This window comes from Fibrobacterota bacterium, from assembly GCA_019509785.1.
GTDB lineage: Bacteria > Fibrobacterota > Fibrobacteria > UBA11236 > UBA11236 > Chersky-265.
In genome coordinates, this window is the sequence record JAEKLQ010000022.1 from 1 (window position 1) to 25,335 (window position 25,335).

The following is a 25,335-nucleotide window of genomic DNA, read 5'->3' on the forward strand; positions in this document are numbered from 1 at the left end:
GAAGGCCAAGGCGGCGGCGCCGGCCAGGGCCAGGGAGCGGAGAGCGGGGCTGAAGAGGATTCGGTTCATGAGTTCTTCCTTTCTAGGCCGGCAACTCCGGCATGGGTTCATGTGTCCCTCATAAGATATCCCGGAACCGGGCTACAGTCAATCACTAATCATGTATATGATAACACCGTTTTGGGGTTTAATTGGGCTAAATTGATTAAAAATGGGGATAAATGAGATCGATATTCGAATTGTTGCTATGAAAACCGATAACGGAAAGGGAGTCCGTGTTAAAGTTCTCGGTACCATGGATGGGGAAAAGGATAACGGATGGGAAGGGTTGGCCGCGACCGGTTGGCTGGGAGGTTTCTTGGGAAGGCGCGGGCTGACGTTTCGACGCCGGTCCGGGCTAGGCCATCGGCCCATGTCATCGACCGAAGTCTCCGACCGGGCCGGTCGATTTCAGGGCAATTTGCTCTGACTGATAGGAACGCCTTGGGCGGTCCATTTGGCATGGTAGCGGCGGACCTTCCCGACCTTGTCGGTATCGGTCACGTCGGCCTCGATGATCTTGTCCAGGAAGGTTCCGATGGCCCGGGCGGAATGCCCATTGGCCAGGGCGGCGGACAAGTCCAAGGCGCCGTTGATGGAGAGTTGGGCCGACGGCACCGCTTGGGACGGGGCGAAGGTGAACGAGGTCGTTACCAGGGAATCGTTCTTGTGCCAGGTGGCTTCGAGACTGTAATGCAGGAGCTTGTTGTCCGCGAAGCGCTTCGGCTCCCCGCCCAATTCCACCTTGTACTTCGCCGTCTTCGACACCATCTTGGCGCCGTCCGGGAAATCGGTTTGCACGGTCACCCAGGCGGTATCGCCGGGCTCGAAGGTGCTGTCTTCGCCATTGCGCACCCCGCGGACCGAGAAGACGACCTTCTTCCCGTCCTTTTCGGTGCGGGTTTCATGGAAGGAAACCGGATAGGTGCGGGATTCGTCCTTGAAGAGGATGGCGCGCATGCGTTGCACGATCAGGTCTACCGTGGGCCGCCCGGACGGGTTGGGGGTCTTCTGCTTGAATTCCACGACTCCGGAATCGCCCGCGCCCCAGAGGACCCCGTCGCCATCGGCATCGGTGATCTCGAAGGACTCGGTGGTATCGGGCGCGGCGCCGTCCACGGTGCGGGTGCGCGCGTAGGCGTAGAAGGCCGGGCGGGCGCCCGCTTGCACGTCGAACTTGCCCTCGGGCGAAGCCAGCACGATGAGCAGCTTGTATTTGAAGCCCGCGGGAAGCAAGGCGGGAAGCTTCTGCAGGAAGATGGCGCGATCGAAGCCTCCGGCGGAATCGGTGTTCTCGTAGCGGAAGCCCGTGCGCCGTCCCGTGGCGATGAGGGTTTCGGCGCCTTTGGATTCGAGCAGGACCCCCAACGCGGGTTGGCCGGCGATCAGGTTTCCGCCATAGCGCCAGGTGACGGTGTCGCCTTTGAGTTTGAATGCGGTCTCGGTTTGCCGGATGAGGCGCACCACCTTGAGCGTAGCCGTGTCGGAGAGGTCCCAATACAAGGTATCGGAAAGAGCGGCGTTAGCTGCTCCAGCGGAGCCGGCGGTCGCGCTGATCTTGCCTGCCGCTATCTTGGGCGCGGACGGGATCGTATCGGGGTCTACCACCAGGGACTCGGCGTCGGCGAAGGTAGGCAGGCTGGAAGGGATGACGGAGAACTGGTCCCAACCGGTATGGTCATCGATATGGGTGGAGGCGGCCGTTCCCAAGGTCACGGTGTTGGGGAAATCCTGGGCGCCCCCGGCGACCTTCTCGTCGGTGGAGAAGATGCAGCCAATGGCGCAGAGGACCGCCGGGATGGAAAGGATGCGGAGAAGGGGCTGCAAGGAGCGCATAGGCTATTTCCGCTTCTTGGTTTTGGGGAAATACTGGATGGACAATTGCATCAACGATTCCGGCTTACCGGAGTCGCCCGCCACGATATCGAGGACCTCCCTGCGGAAGCGTTCGATCTCGCCGTGCAAACGCTTGCGGGCATCCACGCTCACCGAAAGCAACAAGGTGGAAACGTGGCGCTCATCGGTTCCGAAGCGGAAGGGAGCCTCGGCGGCTTGCAGAATCCATTCCCGGTTGAGGCGGCGCACCAAGGCGCCCATGGTCACGGGCGGCTCCACGAAGGACTCGGTCACCAGGTACCGCCCGTCGCCCCCTTGTTTGACCAGCTCCCACTCGCATAGCTCCCGGATATACTTCTTCAAGGCCGCCGGAGCGATGGGCGGATCGAACACGGCAGCGAAGGCTTCATAGTCGCCGCGGAATTCGAAGGCATGCAAGGCGCTGTACACCAGCGGATAATGGAAGTCCTGGTAGTACTTGACCAAGTGCGGGCTCACGCGCGCGAAACGGCTGCGATTGCGGCGGTACAGGATTTCCTGATAGATCTCCTGCCGCTGCGCGTCCTTCTTGGACTGCCCGAAATCCACCAACAGCTTGAAGAATTCCCCTTCCGCCTCGTTCAACCCGAAGGCGGCCACGGTCTTCTTGATGGCGTTGTCGCTCAAGGTCCGCTTCCCGAGGATCACGTCCAGCAAATACCCCGGATTGGAAATCCCCGCATCCTTCGCGAAGCGCCGATAGGAATACTCGCTATCCTGCGCCTTCTTCCACGCGAAGCTCTCTTTCAGGAAAGCCCGGAAATCGTCATACCGATACACGTTCGGCGGCGACTCTTCCTCAATATGCGGCTTGGCTTCCATGGCGTAGATCGCTCCCAAAAGTAAAGATGCCACATGACCCGGTGGTAGTCAATCAATTTTTAAGATAGTGATAACGATTTATTTCAATTATACGGCAAAAAATCCCATTATTTGGTGATTTTTTGGGGATTTAAGTATTTGAAACTATTAATAATGGATAACAGGAGATGCTTGCGCTGCCCCCATCTGCGCTCATCGTCGCCTTACGGTTCGATGTATCGCCAGATTCCGGCGGACCAGCTACCGCCAACGAGTACATATTTGCCAATCGATGCATCATAGGTCACTGCGGTAACCTTTGGCCCGTTGGTCATACCCGCCGGCACCGCCGAAGTCGCCCATACGAAGGATTGTCCATTGCTATCGCCCACCTGAAAGTAGGGATTCTGGTAAGCATTTGTCGCGCCGTTGCAACTGGAGTACACATGATTAGGCGTTCCGTATACGCTCCCACCGCTGAGATCCTGACCGACATGGGTCCACGTCGCTCCCAAATCGGTGCTGCGCGATATCCCTTTGCCTTCTTTCGCATTGTCACCGCTGATGTATACGACACCACCCGCGCCCGCCTGATAAATCTGGGTCCCTCCATGCGCATGCTCGTTGCTGGAGACTTTGGTCCAGTGCGTTCCGCCGTCGGTCGTTCTGACCGTTCCTGCAGAGCCGTCTTGCACCTGCGCGATGGCAATCCAGGTTGTTCGCGTGGTGGCGGCGCTGCCGGTATTGATGAAGAACGGATACCACGAAATCCCCCCATTCATGTCTCCACTCGCATCGTGCCACGTGACGCCACCGTCCACCGATTCCGCAACGCCGCTTTGCTCATGAATCCCGGTGATGAGATGGTTCGCGTCAAACGGGTCGACTTGCGGTGAGTACGGATCGCTATTGGCGTTTCCGCCAAAGGGGATCGCGTAGTTGGCCCATGTTACACCGCCGTCGGTGGATTTGAAAATGCCCGAAACGCCGTATCCCTGGCATGCCCACATTGTCGGCGGAGTATTCGGATCGCGATTTGGATTGAGGTCGATACATTCACCCCACGCGCGGCCGGCGTCCATCACGCCGGTTGCGGTGATTTTCGTCCAGTTTACGCCGGCGTTGGTCGACTTCCAAACGCCTTGATAGCAAGAAAACGCGTAGACATCATTAGGGCGAACCGGGTCGGCAAGGACATCCATCGCCCCGAAGTTCTGGCTAGTCCCGTGAAAATCGAAATCGAGCGTGAAGCCTGCCGGAGTAACATTGGTCCAGACACCGGTTTCGACGGTAAGGGGTAACAGTTTGATTGTCCCGACAGCGCTCTGCGTATTGGCTACGCTGATCTGCCTGCCCGAGTAACCAGTCGCGTTGATGTAGAGCGTGTAATTTGCGCCGACCTTTGATAAATGGCTTTTTGATGATACCGCGAAAAGGGCGGTCTGGCTTGCGTTGCCGCTCTGCAGCAAAGAAGCAGGATAGATCCGCGATCCGTTCGCCAGGTAACTTTCGATACTCACCGTGGAGAGCGGGGTTATACCCGAAATCGAGATTTGCTTTTCATCAAGGATGATTTTCCCTTGCGCGGATTGACGGGTGTTTCGCGACAAAATGCTCGTTGCCGTTCCGGTAAGCGTGAAGATTCCATTTGCTGCTGTTGTCGTCGAGAATTGCGGGAGCTCGAGGAGCTTGACCGAAGCGCTTGCAATGGCCTGCGATGTGGAGCTGTCAACAACGGTGCCTGCGATATTTACCGTCTGGCAATTTGCCGACGCATTTATGAGGATTACAATTGCGGCCGTGAATACGAATTTTTGAGGGAATATAATGAGCCTCCGTTGAGAAGGGCGCCGACCAGGATGAGGATCCCTCTTAAGGTCTTATATTGAAAAGATACCCCGATGTTGACCTATATCCCCAGAATAACGGGAAAAAAACAGTTGTCTGATATCACTTCATCATCCCTATCGGGGGCAGCCATGATGCGGTCCCGACCGCCAGTACCGCATTCAATACCGATAACGACTTAAGGCCCTCCCGACGCAGTTAACGGGTCATGCGCGGGTCAGCCAGACCGGGCCGCGATCGCGGCTGATGCGCGTGAGAGACGGACGGGCTGCGGGGGTGCGTGGCCGGCGAGTTACGAGCGTCACGGGCTGGGGAATGGAATCGTAACCAGGGAATCGAAAGCCCGCACACCCACAAGAAGGACCGCGAAGTCTATTGCGGGCATCCATTCCCCAGACCGTGGATGGACCGCAATTGCGGAAAGCGAGTAGCCGAGCCGGCCACGCACCCCCGCAGACCGGCCGGCCCTAAAGATCAAGCCACGCTCGCGCCAAGAACCTCGCCGCGAGAACGAACCTTAAGAGTGCGCCAAGCGAGCCCTAAAAATATTCCTTGAGGACTTTCTTGTTCGCCACGAAGTAATCGATTCCGGAAAGAAACGTCACCAAAGTCACGATGCTCATCAGCGCATAGGGGGTATACGCCCAGATATCCGGCCAGTAGGGCGTATGTGGCGCATAACGCCGTAGCAAGGTATCCACGATCTCCAGCACCAGGATGGTGATGATGGCCACCCCTTGCAGCGCCGTCTTCCATTTCCCGCTCCGGCGCGCGTCGATGGTCACCCCGGAAGCCGCGCCCAGGGTCCGCAGGGTTTCCACCGTGGACTCGCGGAAGAAGATGACGGCCACCATCCACACCGCCGCGTAACCCGAAGCCAGGAAGCAGAGGAAAATGCCCATGTTCGAGATCTTGTCCGAATAGGGATCCAAGTACTTGCCCAATTGGCTGACCTCGCCGCGTTTGCGCGCCAGGTAGCCGTCGAGACCGTCGCTGATCACGAAGAAGATGGCCAATAGCGCCGCCAGGATCTTGAAGACCAGATGGTTGTCCTGGTAGACCAGGTTGTTGTCGTAGAAGAAGACCCAGATGAAGACGGGGGTGAGGAGGATGCGGCTGAAGGTCACTTGCGTCGCGAGCGAGACGGGCTTGCGCGATTGCGGATCGCGGTAGTAGAAGTACAGGTAGCCGATGCTGGTGGCGATCATCATGAGGATGCTGACGACCATCATGATGCGGGAGTAATGCTCCGAGTTCCAGGTGTAGAGGAGCATGGTGACGTTGAGGGAAAGCGTGGTGATCTTGCTCCAGATGGTCTTGAGCGGTAGCTCGCGGTGCTCTTTGAGAAGGGCGATGGAGAAGATGAGGTAGAAGACGTTGCGCAGGGTGAGGGTGATTAGGCCCGCGCAAAGCATGGTGGGGAAGTTTTCGTTGGGATCCCACAGCATATTGAGGAAGATGGCCAGGAAGATGAGGTTCCCGAGCAGCTTCTCGCCGAGCTCCAGCCAGAATAGGGCCAGGGGGCGCTCGATGTCCTCTAGTTGCAGCTTGAAGGAGGCCCAGAAGCCCATGGCCAGCGAAGCCGAAAGGAACAGGGCGCCAGCGAGCGGTTTGTGCAGGAACAGGCAGACCAAGGTGGCGGCGAAGGTGCCCATCTTGGTGAGGACCCACGCGCGGCCCGCTTTGCGCTTAGGCTCCAACCGGGCCTGCTCTGATTCCGTTCCGGCCGCGGCGGCCGTGCCGGCGGGGATCTCTGCCATGGGGTAAGTATAGGAATTCCCCTAAGCGGGGGCGATGGGCCGCAGGGCGGGGCCGCGAACGGCATCCCCTGGCGGCCGTTAGCATCCCCTCGGCTTCAGGTCTGCGCCAGGATTTCCCGGGCATGTTTCAGGGTCGCCTGCGAGCTTTCGTCGCCCATCATGCGGGCCAGTTCCTGCACGCGTTCCTTGGGGGAGAGAGGGAGGACCTTGGTGATGGTGCGGCCGCCTTCCAGTTCCTTCACCACGCGTTGCTGTTGGGCGGCCTGGGCCGCGACCTGATGCAGGTGGGTGATGACGATGAGCTGATGATGCCCGGCCAGCTCCTTGAGGGCTTCGCCCACGCGGTTGGCGGTGACGCCGCCGATGCCGGTATCGAGTTCGTCGAAGACGAGCAAGGGCCGCGGATCGCTCTTGGCCAGCGCGGCCTTGATGGCCAGCATGATGCGGGAAATCTCGCCGCCCGAAGCGATCTGGCGCAAGGGTTTGGCCGGTTCGCCGGGATTGGCCGCCAGGAAGAATTCGATCTGATCGGCCCCCGTCGCCGTGAGGGCGGCCGTCTCGGAAGCCGGGGCGGGCGCTCCCGAGGCCGGAGCGCCCGCTCCAGAAGCTGGAGCGGGGGCGATGCGCGTTTCGAAGCGCGCGCCTTCCATGCCCAGGCCCTGGAGCTTTTCGTTCACCAGCTTGTCGAAGCCTCGGCTGGCCTCCCGGCGTTTGGCCGATAGGACTTGGGCCAGTTCCGCCGCGCGGGCGAAGGCGGAGCCCAGCTTGGACTTGAGATCGCCGATATCGGCTTCCGCGTTTTCGAAAGCGTCCAAATCGGCGCGGCGTCGGTCGCGCAGTTCGATCAACCCGGCCAGATCGGTATGGTACTTGGCCTTCAGCTTCTGGATCAGGGCCAGCTTGGCATTGAGTTCGTCCAGCTTGGCGGCATCGGCCGATTGCGGGAGGCGGAAAGCGCGTAGGGCGGAGCGCAGATCGGAAAGGGAGGCGCGGGCCGCGTCCAGGGAGTTGAGATGGGCGTCGAAGGGACTCGGGGAAAGGGCCTTGCCCAGGGCTTGCAGCTCGCGTTGCAGGCGCGCCAGCGCCCCCAGCATGTCGCCGTCTTCGCCGTCGAGCACGGAAAGCGAAGCCGCTATGCCCGAGCCAATCTTTTCCAACGAGCTTTGCATCTTGAGTTCGGATTCGATGCGTTCCTCTTCGCCCGGGGCCAGCGGCGCTTTCTCCAATTCCTTGGCCTGGAATTTGAGGAAGTCGTATTGCTCGCGCACGCGCCGGGCGTTCTCTTCGGCCTCCCGCAATTTATCTCCGGCCGCGCGCCAGGCGCGCCAGGCGGATTGGTAGGCTTCCGCCTGGTTCTCGAGCTTGGCGTAGCCATCGAGGAATTCCAGGTGGGTGGCGGGGTCGAGCAGGGATTGCTGATGGTGCTGCCCGTGCAGATCCACCAGATGCGAACCGATTTCCTCCAGCGCCGCCTGGGTCACCAAGGTGCCGTTCACGCGGCAACGGTTCTTACCGGCTTGGGACAGTTCGCGTTCCAGAACCAGCTCGTCGCCTTCGGGATCGATCTCCATTTTCTCCAGGGCCTTGCGCAAGGCCTTGGAAGGCGGCACGCCGAATACGGCTTCCACTTTCAACTTGTCCGCCGATTGGCGGATGAGATCGGCCTTTACCTTCGCCCCCAGGATGAACTTCAGGGCGTTGAGGAGGATGGATTTGCCCGCGCCGGTTTCGCCGGTGACCGCGGTGAAGCCCGGCGCCCATTGCAGGTCGGCGGCTTCGATGATGGCCAGGTTGCGGATCTTCAGTTCGCGCAGCATAGGCTGCCCTCCGGGATGCGATTCATGGCGTTACCGCGCCGTCGCGCGCATGGCGCGAACCCGTCCAGCCCAGCTTGGAGCGGAGGGATTCGAAGTAGGACGAGCCCTTGGGGCGGACCAGGAGCACTCCATCCTTATGCTTGCGTATGAGGGCGGTGTGCTCGGGGCGCAGCTTGAATTGGTTGCGGCCGTCCACGAACATGTTCACTTCTTCGCCGCGGCCCAGGTTGCTGCGTACGCTGATCTGCATGTAGTCCGGCAGGATGAGCGGCCGCACGGAAAGCGAGGTCGGGTTCATGGGCGTCAGCAGAATGGAATCGGCGGAAGGATGGATGATGGGGCCTCCGGCAGAGAGGGAATACGCGGTCGAGCCGGTGGGCGTGGAGACCAGCAAACCGTCCACCCAATAATCGGTCAGGAAGCGGCCCTGCGCGGTGACGCGCAAATCGACCATCTGGTGGCCCATCTGCCCGGTGAAGGCCACGTCGTTCATGGCGATGTCCCGCAGCAGGCATTTGTTGCCCTTGAAGACTTCGACCTCCACCAGCATGCGCCGGCGGAAGCTGTATTCGCGGCGGAGGATCTCATCCAGGATGCGGTGCAGGTTGTCGAGGGCGACGTCGGCGAGGAACCCCACGCGTCCCAGGTTGACGCCCAGGATGGGCGTGGAGGCGCCGTGGACCAAGCGCGCCGCCGAGAGGAACGTCCCGTCTCCGCCCAGGGAAAGGATCATATCGACCTTGGTGCGCAGGAAGGCGTCGGGCTTAGGCCTGATGGTTTGCCGGGCGAAGGGCTTCAAGTACTCGTTCGTGAAGATCTGGATGGAAGGATTCTCTTCGGCCCAACGGGCCAGCAGATCGAGGGCGGGGGCCATGTTCCCGGAGAAAGCCACCGCGCCGATGCTGCGCACCTCCTTCTTCGGGTAGGTAATATGGGTATCGTGCAAGGCGATGGGACCCGGATCTTGCTCCGGGACCGGCGGTACGATCGCCGGCTTGCGCGGGCTCATGGCTTCCCCCCTTGCCTATCCGCGGCCTTATCCGTTCCCTTATCCATTCCCTTTTCCGCTCCCGGCTTCTCCGGCGTTTTTTCCTGGGTCTTATCCTGTGCCTTGTCCTGCGTCTTGTCGGCCGCGGCCAAGCCTGCCATTTGCCCGAGTAATCCCGGATATCGGCCGTCCAAGCACTCCCCATTGCGCAGGGTGGATGCTCCATGCGACTTGAGGCCCATTACCACGGCCGCCAGGGCCAGGCCGGGATGGCCCATGCAATCGTAGGCGCTCCCGTCGTAATCGGATCGTCCGCGGATGACCACGCCGTCCTCGATCTCGCCGATCTCCACTCCCGCGGCCTTCAAGGCGGCCGAAAAGCCTTTCAGCAGATCGCGATCATGCCTGCGCAGGAAGGCGATATCGCGTATCACGGTCTCGCCTTCGGCGAAGGCGGCCGCCACCATGAGCAGGAAGATTTCGTCGCGCATGCCCGCGTGGTTCTCGGCCGCGAAACGCTTGCCGAACAGGTCCGCCGAACGCACGCGCAAGAGGCCCAACCCTTCGCCGTTCCGCTCCCGGCGGCTGATGACCTCGATGTCCGCCCCCATGCGCCGCAGGGCGGCGATGAAGCCGGCCCGCGACGGGTTCAAGGGGACGTTCTCGAGGGTGACGTCCGAGCCTTTGATGAGGGTGGCGGCCAGGCAATATGCCGATGCCAAGGCGATGTCGGCGGGAACGACGTAGGTGATGGGCTTGAGCTTGGCCCCCGCGCCCAGGCGGATACGGGCCTGGGGCTCGCTCTTGCCCGCGGCGCGCATTTGCCGGGCGATACGGCGCGCCAGTTCGTCGCCTTCGGGGGCCTCGTTCTTCTCCGTCCTGATGGGCCCGCCGAATTGGGCCGCCAGGGTTTCCAGCCAATCCGGTCCCGGTTTGGTAAGGGCGAGGTCCAACGCCTGCCCCGCGGCCAGATGGTACGAGAGCAAGGCGAGCTTGGCCTGGAACTCATCCCACCCGAAATCGGCGGGCTTACAAGTCGCCGTCGCCGCGGCGGAAGGATGCAAGAGCGCGGCGACCTTGGGAGTGAGCCCGCTAGGCGCCTGTATCAATAAAGCCTCCGACAGGAGGCTCGCCTCCGACAGGAGGCTCGCATCCGAGGGGAGGCTCGTCTCCGAAGCCAGATTAACCGCCGAAAGAGGAGTTGCCTTAGTGGAAGGCTCCGCCGCATCAGGGTCCGCGGTTTCCGGCGAATCCCCGGCCTCTTCCGCTTCCAGGCGACGCAAGGCGGCCATGGACGGGCTTTCCGAACCGGCTTCGGCGATACGCGCATTCTCGGCGGCGAACGGATCGGGTTCTGATTCTTCCGGATCGGCTTCGGATCCGGAAGCATCGGCTCCCGGCGCCGGCGGGGCCAGGCCCACCTCGTGGGCGGGCACGGTGGAGGCGGGCGCTTCCAGCTTAAGGATACGGCCCAGCAGCTCCAGGGCTTCGCCGGCCACGCAGGCCGGATCGATCGCCAGCGGCCGGCGGCAGCCTTTGGCGGCCAGGAAACCGGCGAGGGTGAGCAATTCGGCCTCATGGCGAACGCGCAGCGGCTCCTCCCCGGATACCGGATCCGTTCCGCCGTGGATGATCCATTGCCCGTCCAGGGCCTGCTGGGCATAGCCCATGCGCACGAAATCCTGCAGGATGTCGCGGAACCAGGGGGAATCCGGCAGGTTCTCCAGGCGCGTGGGGCCTTCGGCCAGCGCGCCCATCAGCAGGGCCTGGTAGCCGGTGAGTCCGTCCCCTTGCAGGGACGGCTGCCCCTTGAGGCGTTTGCTCCGCTTGATCTCCAAAGTCATTACCTCCGACCCTACCGTCACGCCCATGTTACCTAGTCCGCGCCTTGAAGCCGGCCGACCGCAAGGCGGCGATCGCCTTCTCGGCCGCCACGGCCCCGGGGAAGCCCATCATCAAAACCCCGCCCTCGCCTTCGCGTACCTTGAGGATCTCCGTGTCCAGTACGTTCAAGCCGGCTTCCGCCAGGGGCGCGAAGGCCCGGACCAGTTCGCCGGGCTTGTCCTCGAGATCGACCAGGATTTCCGAGAGGGGCAGGGCGAAGCCTTTCTTCGCCGTCGAGAGTTGCGCCCGCAGCCGGTTGGCCTCGCGGAAGTATCCCGCGCCAAGGTCGCCGTCCAAGGCGGTCTCTAGGCCGTCCAGATGCAGGCGAAAGCCGCGGAAAGCCTCGGCCACCGCTTCGCGATTGGTCCGCAGGATCGGTTCCCAGACGTGGAACTGGGACGCCGCCAGACGGGTCATGTCGCGGAAGCCGCCCCCGGCGATTTGCACGCAATTTTCGACCACGTCCCGGCGCCCGCCCACGTAGGCGGCCAGCGCGGTGCTGAGCAATTGGGGGAGGTGGGAAACGTGCGCGGCCACCCGGTCGTGCAGTCCGGCCGGCATGCGCGTGACGCGCGCGCCCAGCCCTTGGGCGAAAAGCCGCAAGCGATCGGCCGCTTCCCCGACGCGGCCCGCCTGCTCGGGCGGGAGGCCGTCGGATTCGGGGCAAATGACCCAGGATGCGTTCTGGAACAACAGGGGATCGCGGGCCTCGATACCGGTCTTTTCGCTACCCGCCATGGGATGCGAACCCACGAAAACCGCTCCGCGCGAACCGTCGGCGGGGAAGGCCGCGCGGCCCAAGGCGCACAGGCCGGCCTTGGTGCTGCCCACGTCGGTGACGATGGATCCGGGCCGGAACGGCGCCGGACGCCGGGCCCAGGCCTCAAGCGAAGCCGCAATCTGATCGATGGGCGTGCATAGGACGAGGAGATCCGCGTCCGCCGCGGCCGCGTCGATTCCCTCGTAGGGAAAGCCGGACTCGATAAGGCCGGCGGTCTTGGCCTTCTCCAGGGTGGCGGGGGACGAGACTCCGGTCACCTGCAATCCGGGCCAGCGCTTGCGCGCCGCTTCGGCCAGGGATGCGCCCAAGAGCCCCAGGCCCACCACCGCCAAGCGTTGGGGCCGGCCTTCCATCAGTGGGATTCTTCCAGGCGCCGATGCTCGGCCATGATGCATTCGAAGATGCGCCGCACCGAATCGTCCGGCAAAGGACCCTGATTCCTGGTTATAACGGATTCGAGCACCTGGCGTTCGCGCTCGCCGTCCAGCACCGGCAACATCTTCTTCTTCTTGATTTCGGCGATGGCTTGCGCGCATTGGGCGCGTTCGTTGAGCAACTCCAACATCCGCAGGTTGAGCGCGTCGATGCGCTTGCGCCAATCGCTCAGGTCCATGATTCTTTGGTAGGGGAAATGAGTGGGGCGGCGAAGGCTTTCAGATCGGCCAGCATGGCGGGAAAGGGCTTATCCTCCATAGTACGGCGTACCAAGGCGCTACCCACCACCGCCCCGTCGGCGAGGCGGCACACGGTGCGTACGTGGGCGGGCGTGGAAATTCCGAAGCCCACCACCACCGGCAGCTTGCTGCCGGCCTTGATGGCGCCCAACTTGGCCTCGAAGTCCTGCTGGAAGGTATCCCGCTCGCCGGTGATGCCGGTGCGGGAGATGTAGTACAGGAAGCCCGAGCCGCTCTGCAGCATCTTGGCCAGCCGGGCGGGCGTGGTCGTGGGCGCGGCCAGGAAAATCAAGGCCAGGCCTTCGCGGTCGCAGACCTTCCGGAAGGCGTCCGCTTCCTCCACGGGCATGTCCACCAGCAGCAATCCGTCCATCCCGGCGGCCTTGGCGCGCACGGCGAAGGCTTCCATCCCGTATTTGTAAATGGGGTTCAGGTACGAGAAAACAATCAGGGGGATTTGCGATTTGGCGCGGATGTCCGCCACCATGCCGAAATAGGCTTCCGCGTCCACGCCCAGCTCCAGGGCCTTATTGGCGGCGGCCTGGTTCACCACGCCATCGGCCATGGGATCGGAGAAGGGATAGCCGAACTCGATTATATCCGCTCCCAGCTTCTCCAGCTCGAGCACCATCTCGACTGTCTCTTTGCGCCCGGGTACGCCCGCGACGAGATAGGGGATGAAGGCCTTCTGCTTCTTTTCCTTCAGGCGCGCGAAGACGGCGTCGATGCGGTTCCCCTTAGCCACGCTAGCGCCCGGGCCTTTCACGCCATCGCCGACGCTCTTCGTGCTGTCGCCCAGGCTACTCACGCGCGCCCCTTCCCGTTCTTTTCCATGGCCTGGGTGGCCGCTCCCGAGGCCGCCATCACCGTGGCCAGATCCTTATCCCCCCGGCCCGACAGGTTCACGATCATCAACTTGTCCTTAGGGAGGGTCGGCGCCAAACGCATGGCATGCGCGATGGCATGCGAGCTTTCCAAGGCCGGGATGATGCCCTCCAGGCGGCACAGGTCATGGAAGGCGCGCAGGGCTTCCGCGTCGGTCGCGTGCGTGAATTCGATGCGGCCCTGGTCCCGGTACATGGCATGCTCCGGCCCCACGCTGGCGTAGTCGAGGCCGGCGGAGATGGAATGGGTCTCCGCGATCTGCCCCTGCGCGGTCTGCAGGATATAGCTCTTGGCCCCATGCAGCACGCCCAAGGTGCCGCCCTCAAAGCGGGCCGCGTGCCGGCCCGTGGCGATGCCTTCGCCCCCGGCCTCCACGCCGATCAGGCGCACCGAAGGCTTGGCGAGGAAGTTCCAGAACAGCCCCATGGCATTGCTGCCGCCGCCTACGCAGGCCACCAGCACGTCCGGCAGGCGGCCTTCCTTGGCGAGGATCTGCGCTTCGGCCTCGATGCCGATGATCTTCTGGAAATCCCGCACGATGCGGGGATAGGGATGCGGCCCCAGCACCGAGCCGAACACGTAATGCGTCCCCTCGATGTTCGTCACCCAATCCCGGATGGCCTCATTGATGGCGTCTTTCAGGGTGCGGCTTCCCGATTCCACCGGCACCACTTTCGCCCCGAGCATCTCCATACGCTGGACGTTGGGGGCCTGCCGTTCCATGTCCACGCGGCCCATATAGACCACGCATTCCATATCGAACTTGGCCGCTACCGTGGCCGTGGCCACGCCATGCTGGCCGGCCCCCGTCTCGGCGATGATGCGCTTCTTGCCCATGTGCCGGGCCACCAGTACCTGGCCCAGGGAATTGTTGATCTTATGCGCCCCGGTATGGTTCAGGTCTTCGCGCTTCAGGTAAATCTTGGCCCCGTGGGTCAAAGATGACCCGGCGCATTGGCGGGTCATGCGCTCCGCGAAATAAAGGGGAGAGGGGCGCCCCACGAAATCGGCCAAATGGCCTTGCAGCTCGCTTTGGAATTCCGGGTTATCGATCAGCTTCAGGTAATGGGCCTCGAGCTCCTCCAGCGCAGGCATGAGAATCTCCGGGGCGTATTTTCCGCCAAATTGGCCGAAACGGCCCCATTGATCGGGATATTGCCGGGGATCCATGACGCTCCTGTTGGCGGGTGGAAGACACCCTGATCGGGGCACGGAAACCCGCGTGCCCATGGGGTGGAAAGGTAGTTTTTCCGGCCTTTTTTGGCTTTCCGGGAGCCATTCCATCCTCGTCTTGCGCAGGACTCGCGGGCGCTCCAGCCAGGGGTTTTTTACCGGGGTTTGCAGGGGGTTCCTTTTGGGCTGAAGATTTCGGAGTGGATCAATTCGGAAACGGATTTTGGAGCGCTCTGGACCAAGTGAGCCCGAGCTGGGAGTAATTTTATCGGCCGATGACGTCCTTCCGCATGCCTTGCAACTTTATTCGGAAGAAATCGTACCGGTAGATTCCGGGAAACCCGTGCTCGCGCTCTACAACTCTCCAAAGAGGAATCATGATTCATCCTTCTATACGCTTTGCCCTATTGCTTGGAATCGGAGTCGCTCTCGCCGATCAGAAAACCATCCGAATCCCCTTGGTCGCCGATGCCCGCGGCGGTGCGCCCGCGACCTGGCATTACACCACGGATGATCCCGGAGTGACCTGGGCCGATACCGATTTCGTGGATGATGCTTGGCAGACGGGCGCCGGCGGATTCGGCAGCGGCAATCCGGACAGCGCCCACGTCAATACCGTCTGGTCCACCGGCCAGATCTGGCTTCGGACCGCTTTCACGCTTCCGGACGTAGCCGTCAATTCCCTGGTGCTGTCCCTCTACCATGATGAAGACGTCCAGATTTTCCTGAACGGGAAGCCCGTTTTCCAGGAAGCCGCTTTCGTTTTCAATTACGAGACCCCTGGCCTGACGGACGATTTCAAAGCCGCCCTGAAGCCCGGGAAGAACGTCCTCGCCATCACCTGCGTCAATACCGATGGGCCCGGATACATCGACGCCGGCCTCGCCGCCTTGGCCGATTTCGAGGCTACCCCCCTGGTCGGGGATGCGCGCGCCGCCGCCCCGGCGGATTGGAGTTTCACCACCACCGATCCCGGTACCGATTGGGCCGGCTCCGCATTCGACGCGTCCGCCTGGACCTCGGGCAAGGGCGGTTTCGGCTCGGCCGACTATGCCACCGGTACGGCCTGGACCGACCCGGATATCTGGATGCGTACGACCTTCCAGGTCACGGCCAAGGCCTCCCAGTACGACCTGAGCTTCATGCATGACGACGGCATGGAGGCGTTCGTGAACGGTACCCAGGTCTTCCAAGCGGCGAATTGGAATACCGACTACGAAGACGCGCTCTCCTCGGCGATTTCCGGCGCCATCTTGGTCGGGAAGAACACCTTATCCGTCCACTGCCACAACGTTGAGGGCCCGCAATTCATCGACGCCGGCCTGTTCGGCCTGGAGAAGCCCGGACCGACCCGCCTCGCGGGCAAATCCCGGATCCTGGCGGCCCCCGGCCGCGGCCCCTCCCTGGTGGCGGGATCCGATTCCCGGCTGGATCTGTCGTCCCTGACCGGCAAAGGCGCAGGGCGGCTGACCGTGTTCGGGACGGACGGCAGGGTCCTGGCCCAGGTCCACACGAGCGGCGCCGCGCGCTCCCTGGCGCTGCCGGTTGCCCTGGGGACCGGCGTTTTCCGGTACCGCTGGGAGGCGTCCCAAGGAAATCTGCAGGGCACCCTTGTGAAGCTCCCCTAGCCGGGGTTACTACGTGGGCCCGGTCACGGTCCGGATCCCTCCGGGCCGAAGATCGGATGGGTTCCAGGCCGGTTACGGGGACCTGAATAGTGGTTGTTCGCCGATGGGGCCGGCCAGGGTTCCGACCCCGTCCAGACGTCCCCAAAAGGGGGGTTTCGCGCATGATACCCCCCTTCCCGGTCCGGTCGGATTCACTAATTCCCGGTTCCAAGGCGTATTTCCGTATACAGAATCGGGCCTTATGGGTATCTTTTGCGCCGTATCGGTTGTGCGGGAATACCCCCGATAAAGGCAGGTCGACGCTATGCTGGCTACCCAAGTCCGACAGAAAGACGCAATCTTCTACTTCGCCGCCTATCCGGCGAAGGCCTTACTGGAGAAGGTGCGTTTCAGCAGCCGCTTCTACGACGAGGGTACTCCCATCGCCGCCGAACCCGCGCCGGAAGGGGACGATATCGCCAAGTTCATCGGCCGTATCGAGAAATCGGACAAGGCCTTCCAGCGCGCCATGGCCCGGGACAAGATCCGCGCCATCCGCAATTTCTACGAAACCGCCAGCACTCAGCCCCCCATTCCCGGGACCGTCCTGCTTTTCACCGCCGAGAAACTGCGGTTCAAGGGCCTGCAAGGGGACGAAGGCGTGGGCCATCTGTCCGAACCGGACAACAAGTACCTCATCATCGACGGGCAGCATCGCCTGGCGGCCCTGCACTTCTTCTTCCGCGAACGCCCGGACGAGGCTTCCTCCATCAACGTCCCTTGCATCATCTTCGATGGCCGGAGCGAGGACTTCGCCACCGAGATGTTCGTCATCATCAATTCCACCCCCACTCGCATCAACAAGAGCCATCTGGTGGACTTGTACGAGCGCGTTTCCTTCGCCTCGCCGGACAAGCGTTGTTCGGCCCGCGTGGTGGAAAACCTGTACGGCCGCGACGATAGCCCGCTGCAATACCGCATCAACCGCTTGGGCGGCAAGAGCAAGGCGGAAAAATGGATCCTGCAGGCCGAGCTTTTCAACGAAATCAACCGCTGGGTGAAATCGGAATGGGATCCCAAGGAGGATCTCTCGCCCACCCATCAGGCGGAGCGCTATTACGAGCAACTGCGTGATTTCCTGAAGGCGTCCGCCCAGGTCTGGGGCGATGCTTGGGGGAATTCCGCCTACATGGTCACCAAGCCGGTCACCATCAAGGCCTTGATCCGCGTCTGCGCCGACCTCTCGGAAAAGGACAGCGAGCCGACGGTGGGCCGCGTGAAGCGCTGGGCGGAACGCCTGGCCCCTTGGATCGAAATGAAGAAGGCGTTCAAGTCCGAAGGCTTCTACGAACGCTTTCCGGCCAAGGGCCAGATCGAACGCGTGAGCCGCATCGAAAAGGATTTGGCCAAAGAAATCGGAGTGTAACGCCGCTCTCCGGGATCGGCATCCGAACGCCCGCCGCGGCGATCATCGAATCACTCTCGAGGTATTTTTTGCGGGATGAGGGGTGCTTGGGCCCGGGAGGGGCCGACGGGCACCCTGCGGCCCAGGATGTTCCGGTACCGGACCCCGGATCGGGATTCCGCCGCGGGATTTTTGCCCTTCCTCAAGGCCGAACCGGCGTTTCGGGTCCGGAAGGACACGCTTACCTGGAGCGTGGGATTGGCGGCTTCGAACGCGACTACTCGATAGGCGGAGCCGGGAACCAGGATGCTATCCGTGATCAGCTTAGCGGTATCCACCGAGATCACCGGCTCGGCGATGGTGATTCCGCCGAAGTAGGTTTTCCCGTTGGCCAATTCCTTGACCAGCTTGCCCGTGAGGTCGAGCAGCTGGTAGGTCAGGTTGGAAGCTTTTAGGCTATCCGTTTTCGTCCCGGTGGATGCGCAGGAACCGTTCCCGCCGACCCGTTTCCAGACTTCCAAGGTGAAGGGGCCGGTCGTCGGGTCGGTCTTTGCGATCCCGTACAAGGAACGCTGTTGCCGGAAGTTGATGGCGGTCTTGATAAGCAAGTCCGAACCGCAGGGCTGGCGTTCGCAATAGAAGAAGTCCCACTTGTAGGTCTTGCCCGCGATAAGGCCTAGAGTATCCAGATCCGCCGAGCCGTCTGCGGGCAAATGCACGCCCCCGAGATCGATGACCAATTTTCCGTTGATAAAAACCCAGACATCGTCATCCCCGCGTACGGAGATTTTCTGGCCGGGCGCATAGGTGAAATCCGCGTGGGACTCGGCGCAGAAATTCCCGTTACGCGCCGGGCCGTTAGTGACCATGAAATCGGTGTCCGGCACCGGCTTGTAGTAGCACGTGGTCGAAGTTTCGTTGAATCGATTAAGGGCCCCTTCTACCGGCCAAAAGCCATGGTCCGGGCTGTCGCGATTGCTGTCGTATTCCCACTGGCCTTCCCTGCTCTTGCCCATGGGCAGGTCATAGCAGCTTTCATAGTTCTGCAACGGCGGGGGCCGGGTCGAGTCGGTGACCCACCAATCGTCGAAATGGCTGAAGGAGATATCCCCAACAATGGCCGGATTTAGGACCGGCTTGCGGCCCGGTTCGGGGCCGATATCCGGCATCACTATGCCTTGGACCAAACCATCGCCGCCGCCGCCTTCGAAGTCGAAATTGGGATGGTCCTTGCTGAAATCGCGCACCGTCATCGATAGCATGTATCGGCACGTTCCCTCTACGTTGGGGAAGGCCGCGGTCCAGGATTTGGCATCGGTGTTCAACCACGGGGTTGGCCCGTACTGCGCGAACAGGGCGGCGAAGTCGAAGTCGTCGCCGGCGCCAAACCCGCTCTTACCGTAGGTCCCGGCGTCGCCGATCTCCGCGAAATGGCCTCCGGTCATGGTCGTATCCAGTATCATGGCCGAGAACCAGCCGCAATGACCAGATATCGTGGTCATGTTCCGGGTCTTGGTCCCGGAGATGAGTTTGGGGGCAGTAGCGGACCAGGGATTGAGGATGTTCACCAGCTTGGGCGCCCGCGTCAGGATGTAGGGCCGGGCGGTGGGGGGAGCGGTAGGATCGATGATGATCCAGATTTCCTTCTTCCCTTGGAAATCGGGCAGGGTGAAGCGCGGGGAGCCGATGACCCCCAGTCCGTCCTTGGACAAGTAACTGCGAAGGTATGGGTCAGTGAAATAAAAGCCGTCCGGGTTGTCGTACAGGCCCGACTTGGTGAAGGTGTACGAGTACCAGTACTCTGCGTCTTTGGTCAGCCCGGCTTTCACGTTCTGGATCACCAGGCTATCGATGTCGTCGAGCGGGAGGAAGACATGCACGGTTTTCCCGCCCAGGGAATCGGCGGGAGCTTGAGCATGGGCCGGAACTACAGCCGCGAAGCAGGCAACCATTACGAATACGGAAAGCGGGGTGGACCAGGGTTTCAGCATACCCTACGGGTGGGCCTTCCGGCTGCTTGCGGCGACTTCCCGCTGGGTGAAAACCAATTGCACATCGTCCGCCTTGGCGATGCCGGTCAAGAAGCTCCGGGCTTTGGCCACGTTGGCGGCGGTTACCGGATGGCCCAGGTTGAAAGTGGCCTTCCGCACGTAAGTAAGGGTTTTCCCCTTCAGCTGGATCGAAAGCGAGTATTCCCCGAAAGGCGTCTTGAGGGATACGGGCGGAGGCACGCTCAGGAGTTTCCAAGTGGGGGGGAAGGAAACGGACGTCGTTTGCTGATAAGCGTCCAGGCTGTAGGACATATCGTAGAGATCCATGCCCTCCGGATAGGGTTCGTCCACGGGGATTTCCCCCGCCGATAACTTGTCGGGGATATACAGGCTGAAGATCCGTGTGGGCCCGGCGGATTTTACGGCCTGGCGGGCGCGGAAGTTGAATAGGTAGCCCGAGCTGTCTACGGCAGGATCCATGTCGTCGAAGGCGGTGGAATCCAGCGCGATGTCGGGATAATCCTGGGATAAGGATTGGCGTAACCGGTTCTCGCGTTCTTCACGGGAAAGGAAGCGATAGGCGGCGCGCGTGGTGTTGGCAGCCCCGGCGTAGCGGGTATTCCGGGAAACGAAGATGGCGTCGCCGGAATCGTCGAGGCGGCATTCGACCTTGCGGACCACGCGGCGCTTGGAAGGCGGGTCGACGGGAAGGGCGGCCAGCTGGTTGTTGCCGCGGCGGACCACCAGGGCGATGGAGCCCTGGTCCATCTTGTCCAGGTCGGTCCAATGCAAATTGGGATCGGTCAGTTCCATATAATGTTCGGCGCCGTTCAGGGTGTAGGCGAGGATGCAATGGTTGAAGTACGGGCCGATGGGGCCCGGACGCGTCCCCAATTCGTTCCGGGTGGCCACCAACGCCAGATAGGCGGGGATACCCGCCAAGTCCAGCAGGCTCTTCGCCAAGGCGCTCTTGTCCTTGCAATCGCCGAGGCGGGAGGCCAGCACCTCTTGCGCCGTCTGGGGCACCCAGCCGCTTTGGCGGAAGGAGAGGCTGCTATAGGCGATGCCGCTGCTGACGAAGCGTTGGACCCGGGAGAGCTTTTCCTCGGCGGTGGTGGCGCCGCGGAACAGGGAATCGGCCAATTTTCTTAGTATGGGCGAGGCGGCGGTCTTGTTCTCGGTCAGGTTGGCGTACCAATCCGTGATCTTCCCCCAGTCGGAGAATGTGGAATAGACCACGTCCGGCTGGGAAGCATCCGTGGAAGGCAGCCAGCGATCGGAGGGGGAGACCGTGTAGGGCCCGCGCCGGAAGGAGCGGATGCGCACCCCATCGCGATCGGCCGACGCGACGCTCACATGGGGGCCGCGAACCTGCCAGGCGAGGGTGTCCGCGCCTGCCATGAATAAGCCGAGGCGCGAGTCGAAGACCGGCATCCCCAACTTGAAATCGAAGCGGCCCCAGGCCTGCCGCGCCATGTCGCCGTCGTAGTCGTCCTTCGTCACCCATTCCATGACGATGGCGTCCCCGGGCTCGGCGGATTTGAAGACCATGTTGCTGCCGCGGACTTCCGCATCCACTTCCCGGCCGGACGATTTATGGGTATAGGCGCGGAGGACGTTCAGGGTCTGGTAGGTCCGGTTGTAGGGGATCTCGTAATTGGTCCAAAGGCTTACCGCTTCCTGGGACGGCAATTGGACGACCAGGAAGTCGCGCCGACGCACCGCGCGGCTGGGATACCAGAAGACGTCCTCGTAATAGGCGACGATGGCGCCCCGCTCGCGCTTGAGGCCTTCCCACTGGGAGGCCGCCTGCAAGAGGCTGTCCAGCGGGGGCAGCGGCGAAAGGGACTCGAAGGTTCCCTTGCCGCCCATTTCCTGGAGGTGATCCCAGGAATCGAAATCGTTGTAGTTGTACGATACGCTGGCGGTCAGGGTCTTGCGGGCGTCCTCCTTATGCTCGGTGAGGAGTTCGAGATTGGCCTTGAGCCCCAGCACCACCGGATGGGTGGGCGCCAGCGTTTCGGCCGCGGCCAGCGCCTTCATCGCTTCCGGGTATCGTTTCAATTGCAGGAGGACATTGGTGAGCAGGATGGGCAGGCTGGGGCTCATCGGCACGTACTTCATGCCTTGCTTCAAGGCATCGATGGCGGGGGCCGATTCGCCGCCCTTCAAGTAAACGTCCGCCAAGTTGCGCCAGGCATCGAAGCTGCCGCGGTTATGCTCCAACATCTTCTTCCAGACCTTGACCGCCTCGTCCTTCTTGCCCTGGCCTTGGTACACGGAGGACAGGAGGGTGGCGGTCATTTCGTCGAACCGATCCAGCTTTTCGATGCGGCCGACCAGATCCATGATTTCCGCTTTGCGACCCAGTTCGCCGGCCTTGGCCATGCGGGCCATGAGGCCCATCTCCTTGTCCGCGAACTCCTTGGGGCCTTTGGAGATGAACTCCAGCGTGGTCTGCGCGCCCGCCGATTTGGAAAGATGGTTAAGCTCGTGCAGCCAGCCCATGTAGCAGTAAGGGCTGTTCTTGTAGGCCGCCTTCAGGTATTCCTGCGAACGGGTCGTTTGCCGGCTGCGCCTCAGGGCCTCGGCCAGCAGGGACTGCCAGACGGCGCTCTTGGGGCTGCGCTCCAGGCGCGCCAGGGCCCATACCTCCCCGCTATCGGTCATATCGTTCACGTTATAGCTATCCATGAGCAGCAGGGACGCGTCTTCATCCTCGGGATCAACGCGCAGGCGCTGCTTGAGGTAGGCGATATTACGCTCGTCGAGCGGGGAACGGTCCAGGCGTTCGGCCTGGCCTTTGTCCTTGGGATAAGCGCCCTCCGGTTTGGCCAGCTTGAAATCCGCCAGTCCCCGGCCGTCGGCGTCCAAAAGGCGCAGTTGGAAATTGGAATTGCGCTCCTCGTTGCCGAGCTTGACCAAGATCCGGTTCATCCCTTTCTTAAGGGTCACTTCCTGGCTGAAGGCGTCTTCGCCGGTATTGCGGAATACCCGATCGGCCAGCACCAGCTTATCGTTCACGAACACCTTGAAGCTTCCCGAGGCCCCGAAGCTGATCCACGCTTGCCTATCCTTGGGGACTTCCGCCTGGGTGGCGAAATAAAGGATGGAGTTTTCGGAGGGAAGATGGTTCTGGCTGTACACCCACGTGGCCGGGGCTTCTAGCGAGATGGGGAACCAACGAACTTGGTTGCCGTTCTTGCCCGCGTACTCCTTCCCGAGTTCTACCGATGCCTCGGGAGGATACGCAATGTCGAACCCGCTTCCGGATATGTTGGAAAAGGGGCCGACGGCCCACCATTTGCGCACCAGGCCCAGGCCGTCCTCGATCCGGCGGGCTTCCTCGGTTTCGCCGTCCGCAGCCAGGCGCAAGGCCAATTCGCTGCCTACCCGGGCCGTATACAGGCTCGGCCGCTTCTGGAGGTCGCGGGAAACCTTATACCCGTTCGCGAGGTTGTGCCCGTCCCAATGGCGGGAGAAGAACATGTGCCGGATATTCCCGGCCATGAAGGCGGTCGTATCCTTGTCCTTGAGGAAGGCGGAGTAGGCGTAATCGGCCTCGGCGAGATTGTCGCCCATGAAGCGGGCGATGACGCTCAGCCCGCGGTACGCCTCGCCCGCGACCGCATCCGCGCCCTTGCTGTTCTTCTCGAACTCGGCGCGGGCCTCCAACGGTTGGTTGTCGATGAAGAGTTGCCAGGCGTGCTTGTTTTCCGGATGGGCCCCGGCGCCGATGGCGAAGCATGCCGACAGGGCGGCCAAGGCGATGCGGATGGGTTGCGCGAGATACGGCAATAGGTGCCCCTTTGGCGAAAGTGTGCGATGCGCGGTACGGGCCAGATTATACAGAATCCTACCGGTTCCAACTAGGGTGGATGGCCTTTTCGGAAGCAGGAACCCTACGGCCTAGGGCGTTTCGGTACCGGGGTTTGCGAAGGGATCCTTCCGCGGGAACCCGGATCCGTTTCAGAACCGATGCGGCGGACGGGACCCGGAAGGTCACGCCGACCTCGACCGTAGGATAGGCGGCCTCGAACGCGACCAAACGATAGCTGTCTCCGGCGGTAAGGCTGCTGTCGGGGATCAGCTTGGAGGTGTCCAGCGCGATGACCGGTTCGGCGATGGTGATCCCTCCGTAATAGGTATGGCCGTTGGCCAGCTCCTTGACCAACTTGCCCGCGGCGTCGAAGAGCTGGTAGGTGAGGTTAGTCGCTTTCAGGCTGTCCGTCTTCGTCCCAATGGAAGCGCAGGAACCGTTTCCGCGGGCGCGTTTCCAAATCTCTATGCTTACGGACCCGGGGGCGGATCCGGGCATCGCGATCCCGTATAAAGGAAGCGCTTGCTTGAAGTAGATGGAAGTCTTGATGCGCAAGGCTGAGCCGCAGGGCTCTCGATTGCATTGGAAGAAGTCCCAAGCGTAGGTCTTGTTGGGGGTGAGGCCGAGCTTGTCCAGATCGATGGAATCGGACATGGGCGCATGCACGCCTCCCAGATCGACCACCAGCTTACCGTTGATGAACACCCAAATGTCATCGTTCCCCCGGAACGCGAAATGCTGCCCGGTTTCATATGTAAAGCTCGCATGGGACTCGGCGCAGAAATTGCCGTTGCGTTGCGGGCCTCCGGTCACCCAGGTGGAGGTATCCGGGAGCGGCTTCAGGTAGCAGGAAGCCATGGTCTCGCTGAAGCGGTTCTTCCCGGCCCCTTCCGCGGGCCAGAAGCCATGGTCCTGGCCGTCCCGGTAGCTGTCGTATTCCCATAAGCCGTCGTTGCTCTTGCTCATGGGCAAATCGTAACAGCTTTCATAATCCTTCAAGGGATCCGCCCGCGTCGAATCGGTGGCCCACCAATCTTCGAAATGGCTGAACGCGATGGCGGGATCCTGGGCGGCATTGGCCGGGTTGAGGACCGGCCTGTGATCCGCCCCGAGAACCGGCTGTACCACGCCCTTCATCAAATGGTTTCCGGTCAGGCTGCCGAAATCGAAATCCGGATGGGCCTGGCTGAAATCGCGCACCGTCATCGCCAGCATGTATTGGCAGGTTCCTTCCAGGTTGGGCCAAGTCCCGGTCCAGGAATTGTCCTCGGTGTTCAGCCAAAGCGCCGGCCCCTTTTGCGCGAACAGGAAGGTGAAATCGTAGTCTTCGGTGCTGCCGAACCCGCTCTTCCCGAACGCCTCGGCGCCGCCGATCTCGGCGAAATGGCCCTTGGCCAGGGTCGTGTCCAATATCAGGGCCGAGAACCAACCGCAATGCCCGGACACCGTCGTCATATTCCGCGTCTTGGCGCCGTAGATCAATTTCGGCGCCGTGGCGGGCCAGGGATTCAGGATGTTCACGGTCTTCGGCGCCGAGGTCATGATGATCGGCGGCGCGGTGGCGGGACCGGTCGGGTCCGCTATGATCCAGATTTCCTTGCTACCGTGGAAATCGGAGAGCAGGAAACGCGGCGCCTCGGCGGCCCCTAGTCCGGACTTGGAAAAAAGCAGATTATGGGACGGGTTGGAGAAATAGAATCCGTCCTGGTAATCGTAGAAGCCCGCATGGGTGAAGGTGTAGGAATACCAGTACTGGGCGTCGATCTTCATCGGGATATTCAGGTTTTCGATCCATAGGGTATCGATGCCGGGGCTGGGGAGGAATACGTGCACGGTTTTCCCGCCCAAGCTGTCCGTGGGCATCGTTTGGGCGGAAGCCCCATGCGCCATGAACTGGATGGCGGCGGATAGGCAAAGGAAGATGGAGCGGGGTCGCGGCATGTTTCACTCCGGATGCGGATTCCGAATCGACCAGGAAAAGATAGTC

Annotated in this window: 16 protein-coding genes; 2 read left to right on the forward strand and 14 right to left on the reverse strand. The window is 61.9% G+C overall.

The window, feature by feature from the left end:
- Positions 1 to 450 precede the first annotated feature (450 nt).
- The 11 genes from JF616_01370 to trpB form a co-directional block, all read right to left on the reverse strand.
- Positions 451 to 1,875: a hypothetical protein gene (locus JF616_01370; GenBank protein ID MBW8886379.1), complete on the reverse strand. Its 1,425-nt coding sequence runs from the start codon at positions 1,873 to 1,875 to the stop codon at positions 451 to 453.
- 3 nt (positions 1,876 to 1,878) lie between these two features.
- Positions 1,879 to 2,769, reverse strand: a complete 891-nt coding sequence (locus tag JF616_01375; GenBank protein MBW8886380.1) for a TIGR02147 family protein — start codon at positions 2,767 to 2,769, stop codon at positions 1,879 to 1,881.
- 170 nt (positions 2,770 to 2,939) lie between these two features.
- Positions 2,940 to 4,325 (reverse strand): exo-alpha-sialidase, encoded by a 1,386-nt coding sequence (locus tag JF616_01380; protein ID MBW8886381.1) that lies wholly within the window; start codon positions 4,323 to 4,325, stop codon positions 2,940 to 2,942.
- A gap of 777 nt (positions 4,326 to 5,102) precedes the next feature.
- The gene (pgsA, locus tag JF616_01385; GenBank protein MBW8886382.1) at positions 5,103 to 6,323 is read right to left on the reverse strand and encodes a CDP-diacylglycerol--glycerol-3-phosphate 3-phosphatidyltransferase; all 1,221 of its coding nucleotides are present in this window, start codon (positions 6,321 to 6,323) and stop codon (positions 5,103 to 5,105) included.
- 95 nt (positions 6,324 to 6,418) lie between these two features.
- Positions 6,419 to 8,140 carry a DNA repair protein RecN gene (gene recN / locus JF616_01390; protein ID MBW8886383.1) on the reverse strand — a complete coding sequence of 574 codons (1,722 nt, stop codon included), beginning with the start codon at positions 8,138 to 8,140 and terminating at the stop codon, positions 6,419 to 6,421.
- 22 nt (positions 8,141 to 8,162) lie between these two features.
- The gene (locus JF616_01395) at positions 8,163 to 9,149 is read right to left on the reverse strand and encodes an NAD(+)/NADH kinase (protein ID MBW8886384.1); all 987 of its coding nucleotides are present in this window, start codon (positions 9,147 to 9,149) and stop codon (positions 8,163 to 8,165) included.
- Entirely contained in the window at positions 9,146 to 10,972 is a 1,827-nt protein-coding gene (locus JF616_01400) for a hypothetical protein (protein ID MBW8886385.1), read from the reverse strand. Before JF616_01400 ends, JF616_01395 begins: the two co-directional genes overlap by 4 nt.
- A gap of 28 nt (positions 10,973 to 11,000) precedes the next feature.
- Positions 11,001 to 12,146, reverse strand: coding sequence for a prephenate dehydrogenase/arogenate dehydrogenase family protein (locus tag JF616_01405; GenBank protein ID MBW8886386.1), 1,146 nt, complete (start codon positions 12,144 to 12,146; stop codon positions 11,001 to 11,003).
- Positions 12,146 to 12,406: a chorismate mutase gene (gene pheA, locus JF616_01410; protein MBW8886387.1), complete on the reverse strand. Its 261-nt coding sequence runs from the start codon at positions 12,404 to 12,406 to the stop codon at positions 12,146 to 12,148. The genes JF616_01405 and pheA overlap by 1 nt, the downstream gene beginning before the upstream one ends.
- Positions 12,397 to 13,275, reverse strand: a complete 879-nt coding sequence (locus JF616_01415; protein ID MBW8886388.1) for a tryptophan synthase subunit alpha — start codon at positions 13,273 to 13,275, stop codon at positions 12,397 to 12,399. The genes pheA and JF616_01415 overlap by 10 nt, the downstream gene beginning before the upstream one ends.
- Positions 13,272 to 14,522: a tryptophan synthase subunit beta gene (trpB, locus tag JF616_01420; protein MBW8886389.1), complete on the reverse strand. Its 1,251-nt coding sequence runs from the start codon at positions 14,520 to 14,522 to the stop codon at positions 13,272 to 13,274. The genes JF616_01415 and trpB overlap by 4 nt, the downstream gene beginning before the upstream one ends.
- Positions 14,523 to 14,902: 380 nt before the next feature.
- Here trpB and JF616_01425 point away from each other — a divergent pair, with 380 nt between their 5' ends.
- Positions 14,903 to 16,153, forward strand: a complete 1,251-nt coding sequence (locus JF616_01425; protein MBW8886390.1) for a hypothetical protein — start codon at positions 14,903 to 14,905, stop codon at positions 16,151 to 16,153.
- A gap of 304 nt (positions 16,154 to 16,457) precedes the next feature.
- The gene (locus JF616_01430) at positions 16,458 to 17,558 is read left to right on the forward strand and encodes a DGQHR domain-containing protein (protein MBW8886391.1); all 1,101 of its coding nucleotides are present in this window, start codon (positions 16,458 to 16,460) and stop codon (positions 17,556 to 17,558) included.
- Between the two features lie 50 nt (positions 17,559 to 17,608).
- Here JF616_01430 and JF616_01435 read toward each other — a convergent pair whose 3' ends face one another.
- Genes JF616_01435 through JF616_01445 form a run of 3 tightly spaced genes read right to left on the reverse strand, consistent with a single transcriptional unit; the run spans position 17,609 to position 25,289 of the window.
- Positions 17,609 to 19,528, reverse strand: a complete 1,920-nt coding sequence (locus tag JF616_01435) for a fibro-slime domain-containing protein (GenBank protein ID MBW8886392.1) — start codon at positions 19,526 to 19,528, stop codon at positions 17,609 to 17,611.
- Between the two features lie 3 nt (positions 19,529 to 19,531).
- Positions 19,532 to 23,326 carry a tetratricopeptide repeat protein gene (locus JF616_01440; protein MBW8886393.1) on the reverse strand — a complete coding sequence of 1,265 codons (3,795 nt, stop codon included), beginning with the start codon at positions 23,324 to 23,326 and terminating at the stop codon, positions 19,532 to 19,534.
- Between the two features lie 58 nt (positions 23,327 to 23,384).
- The gene (locus JF616_01445) at positions 23,385 to 25,289 is read right to left on the reverse strand and encodes a fibro-slime domain-containing protein (protein ID MBW8886394.1); all 1,905 of its coding nucleotides are present in this window, start codon (positions 25,287 to 25,289) and stop codon (positions 23,385 to 23,387) included.
- Between the last annotated feature and the right edge of the window lie 46 nt (positions 25,290 to 25,335).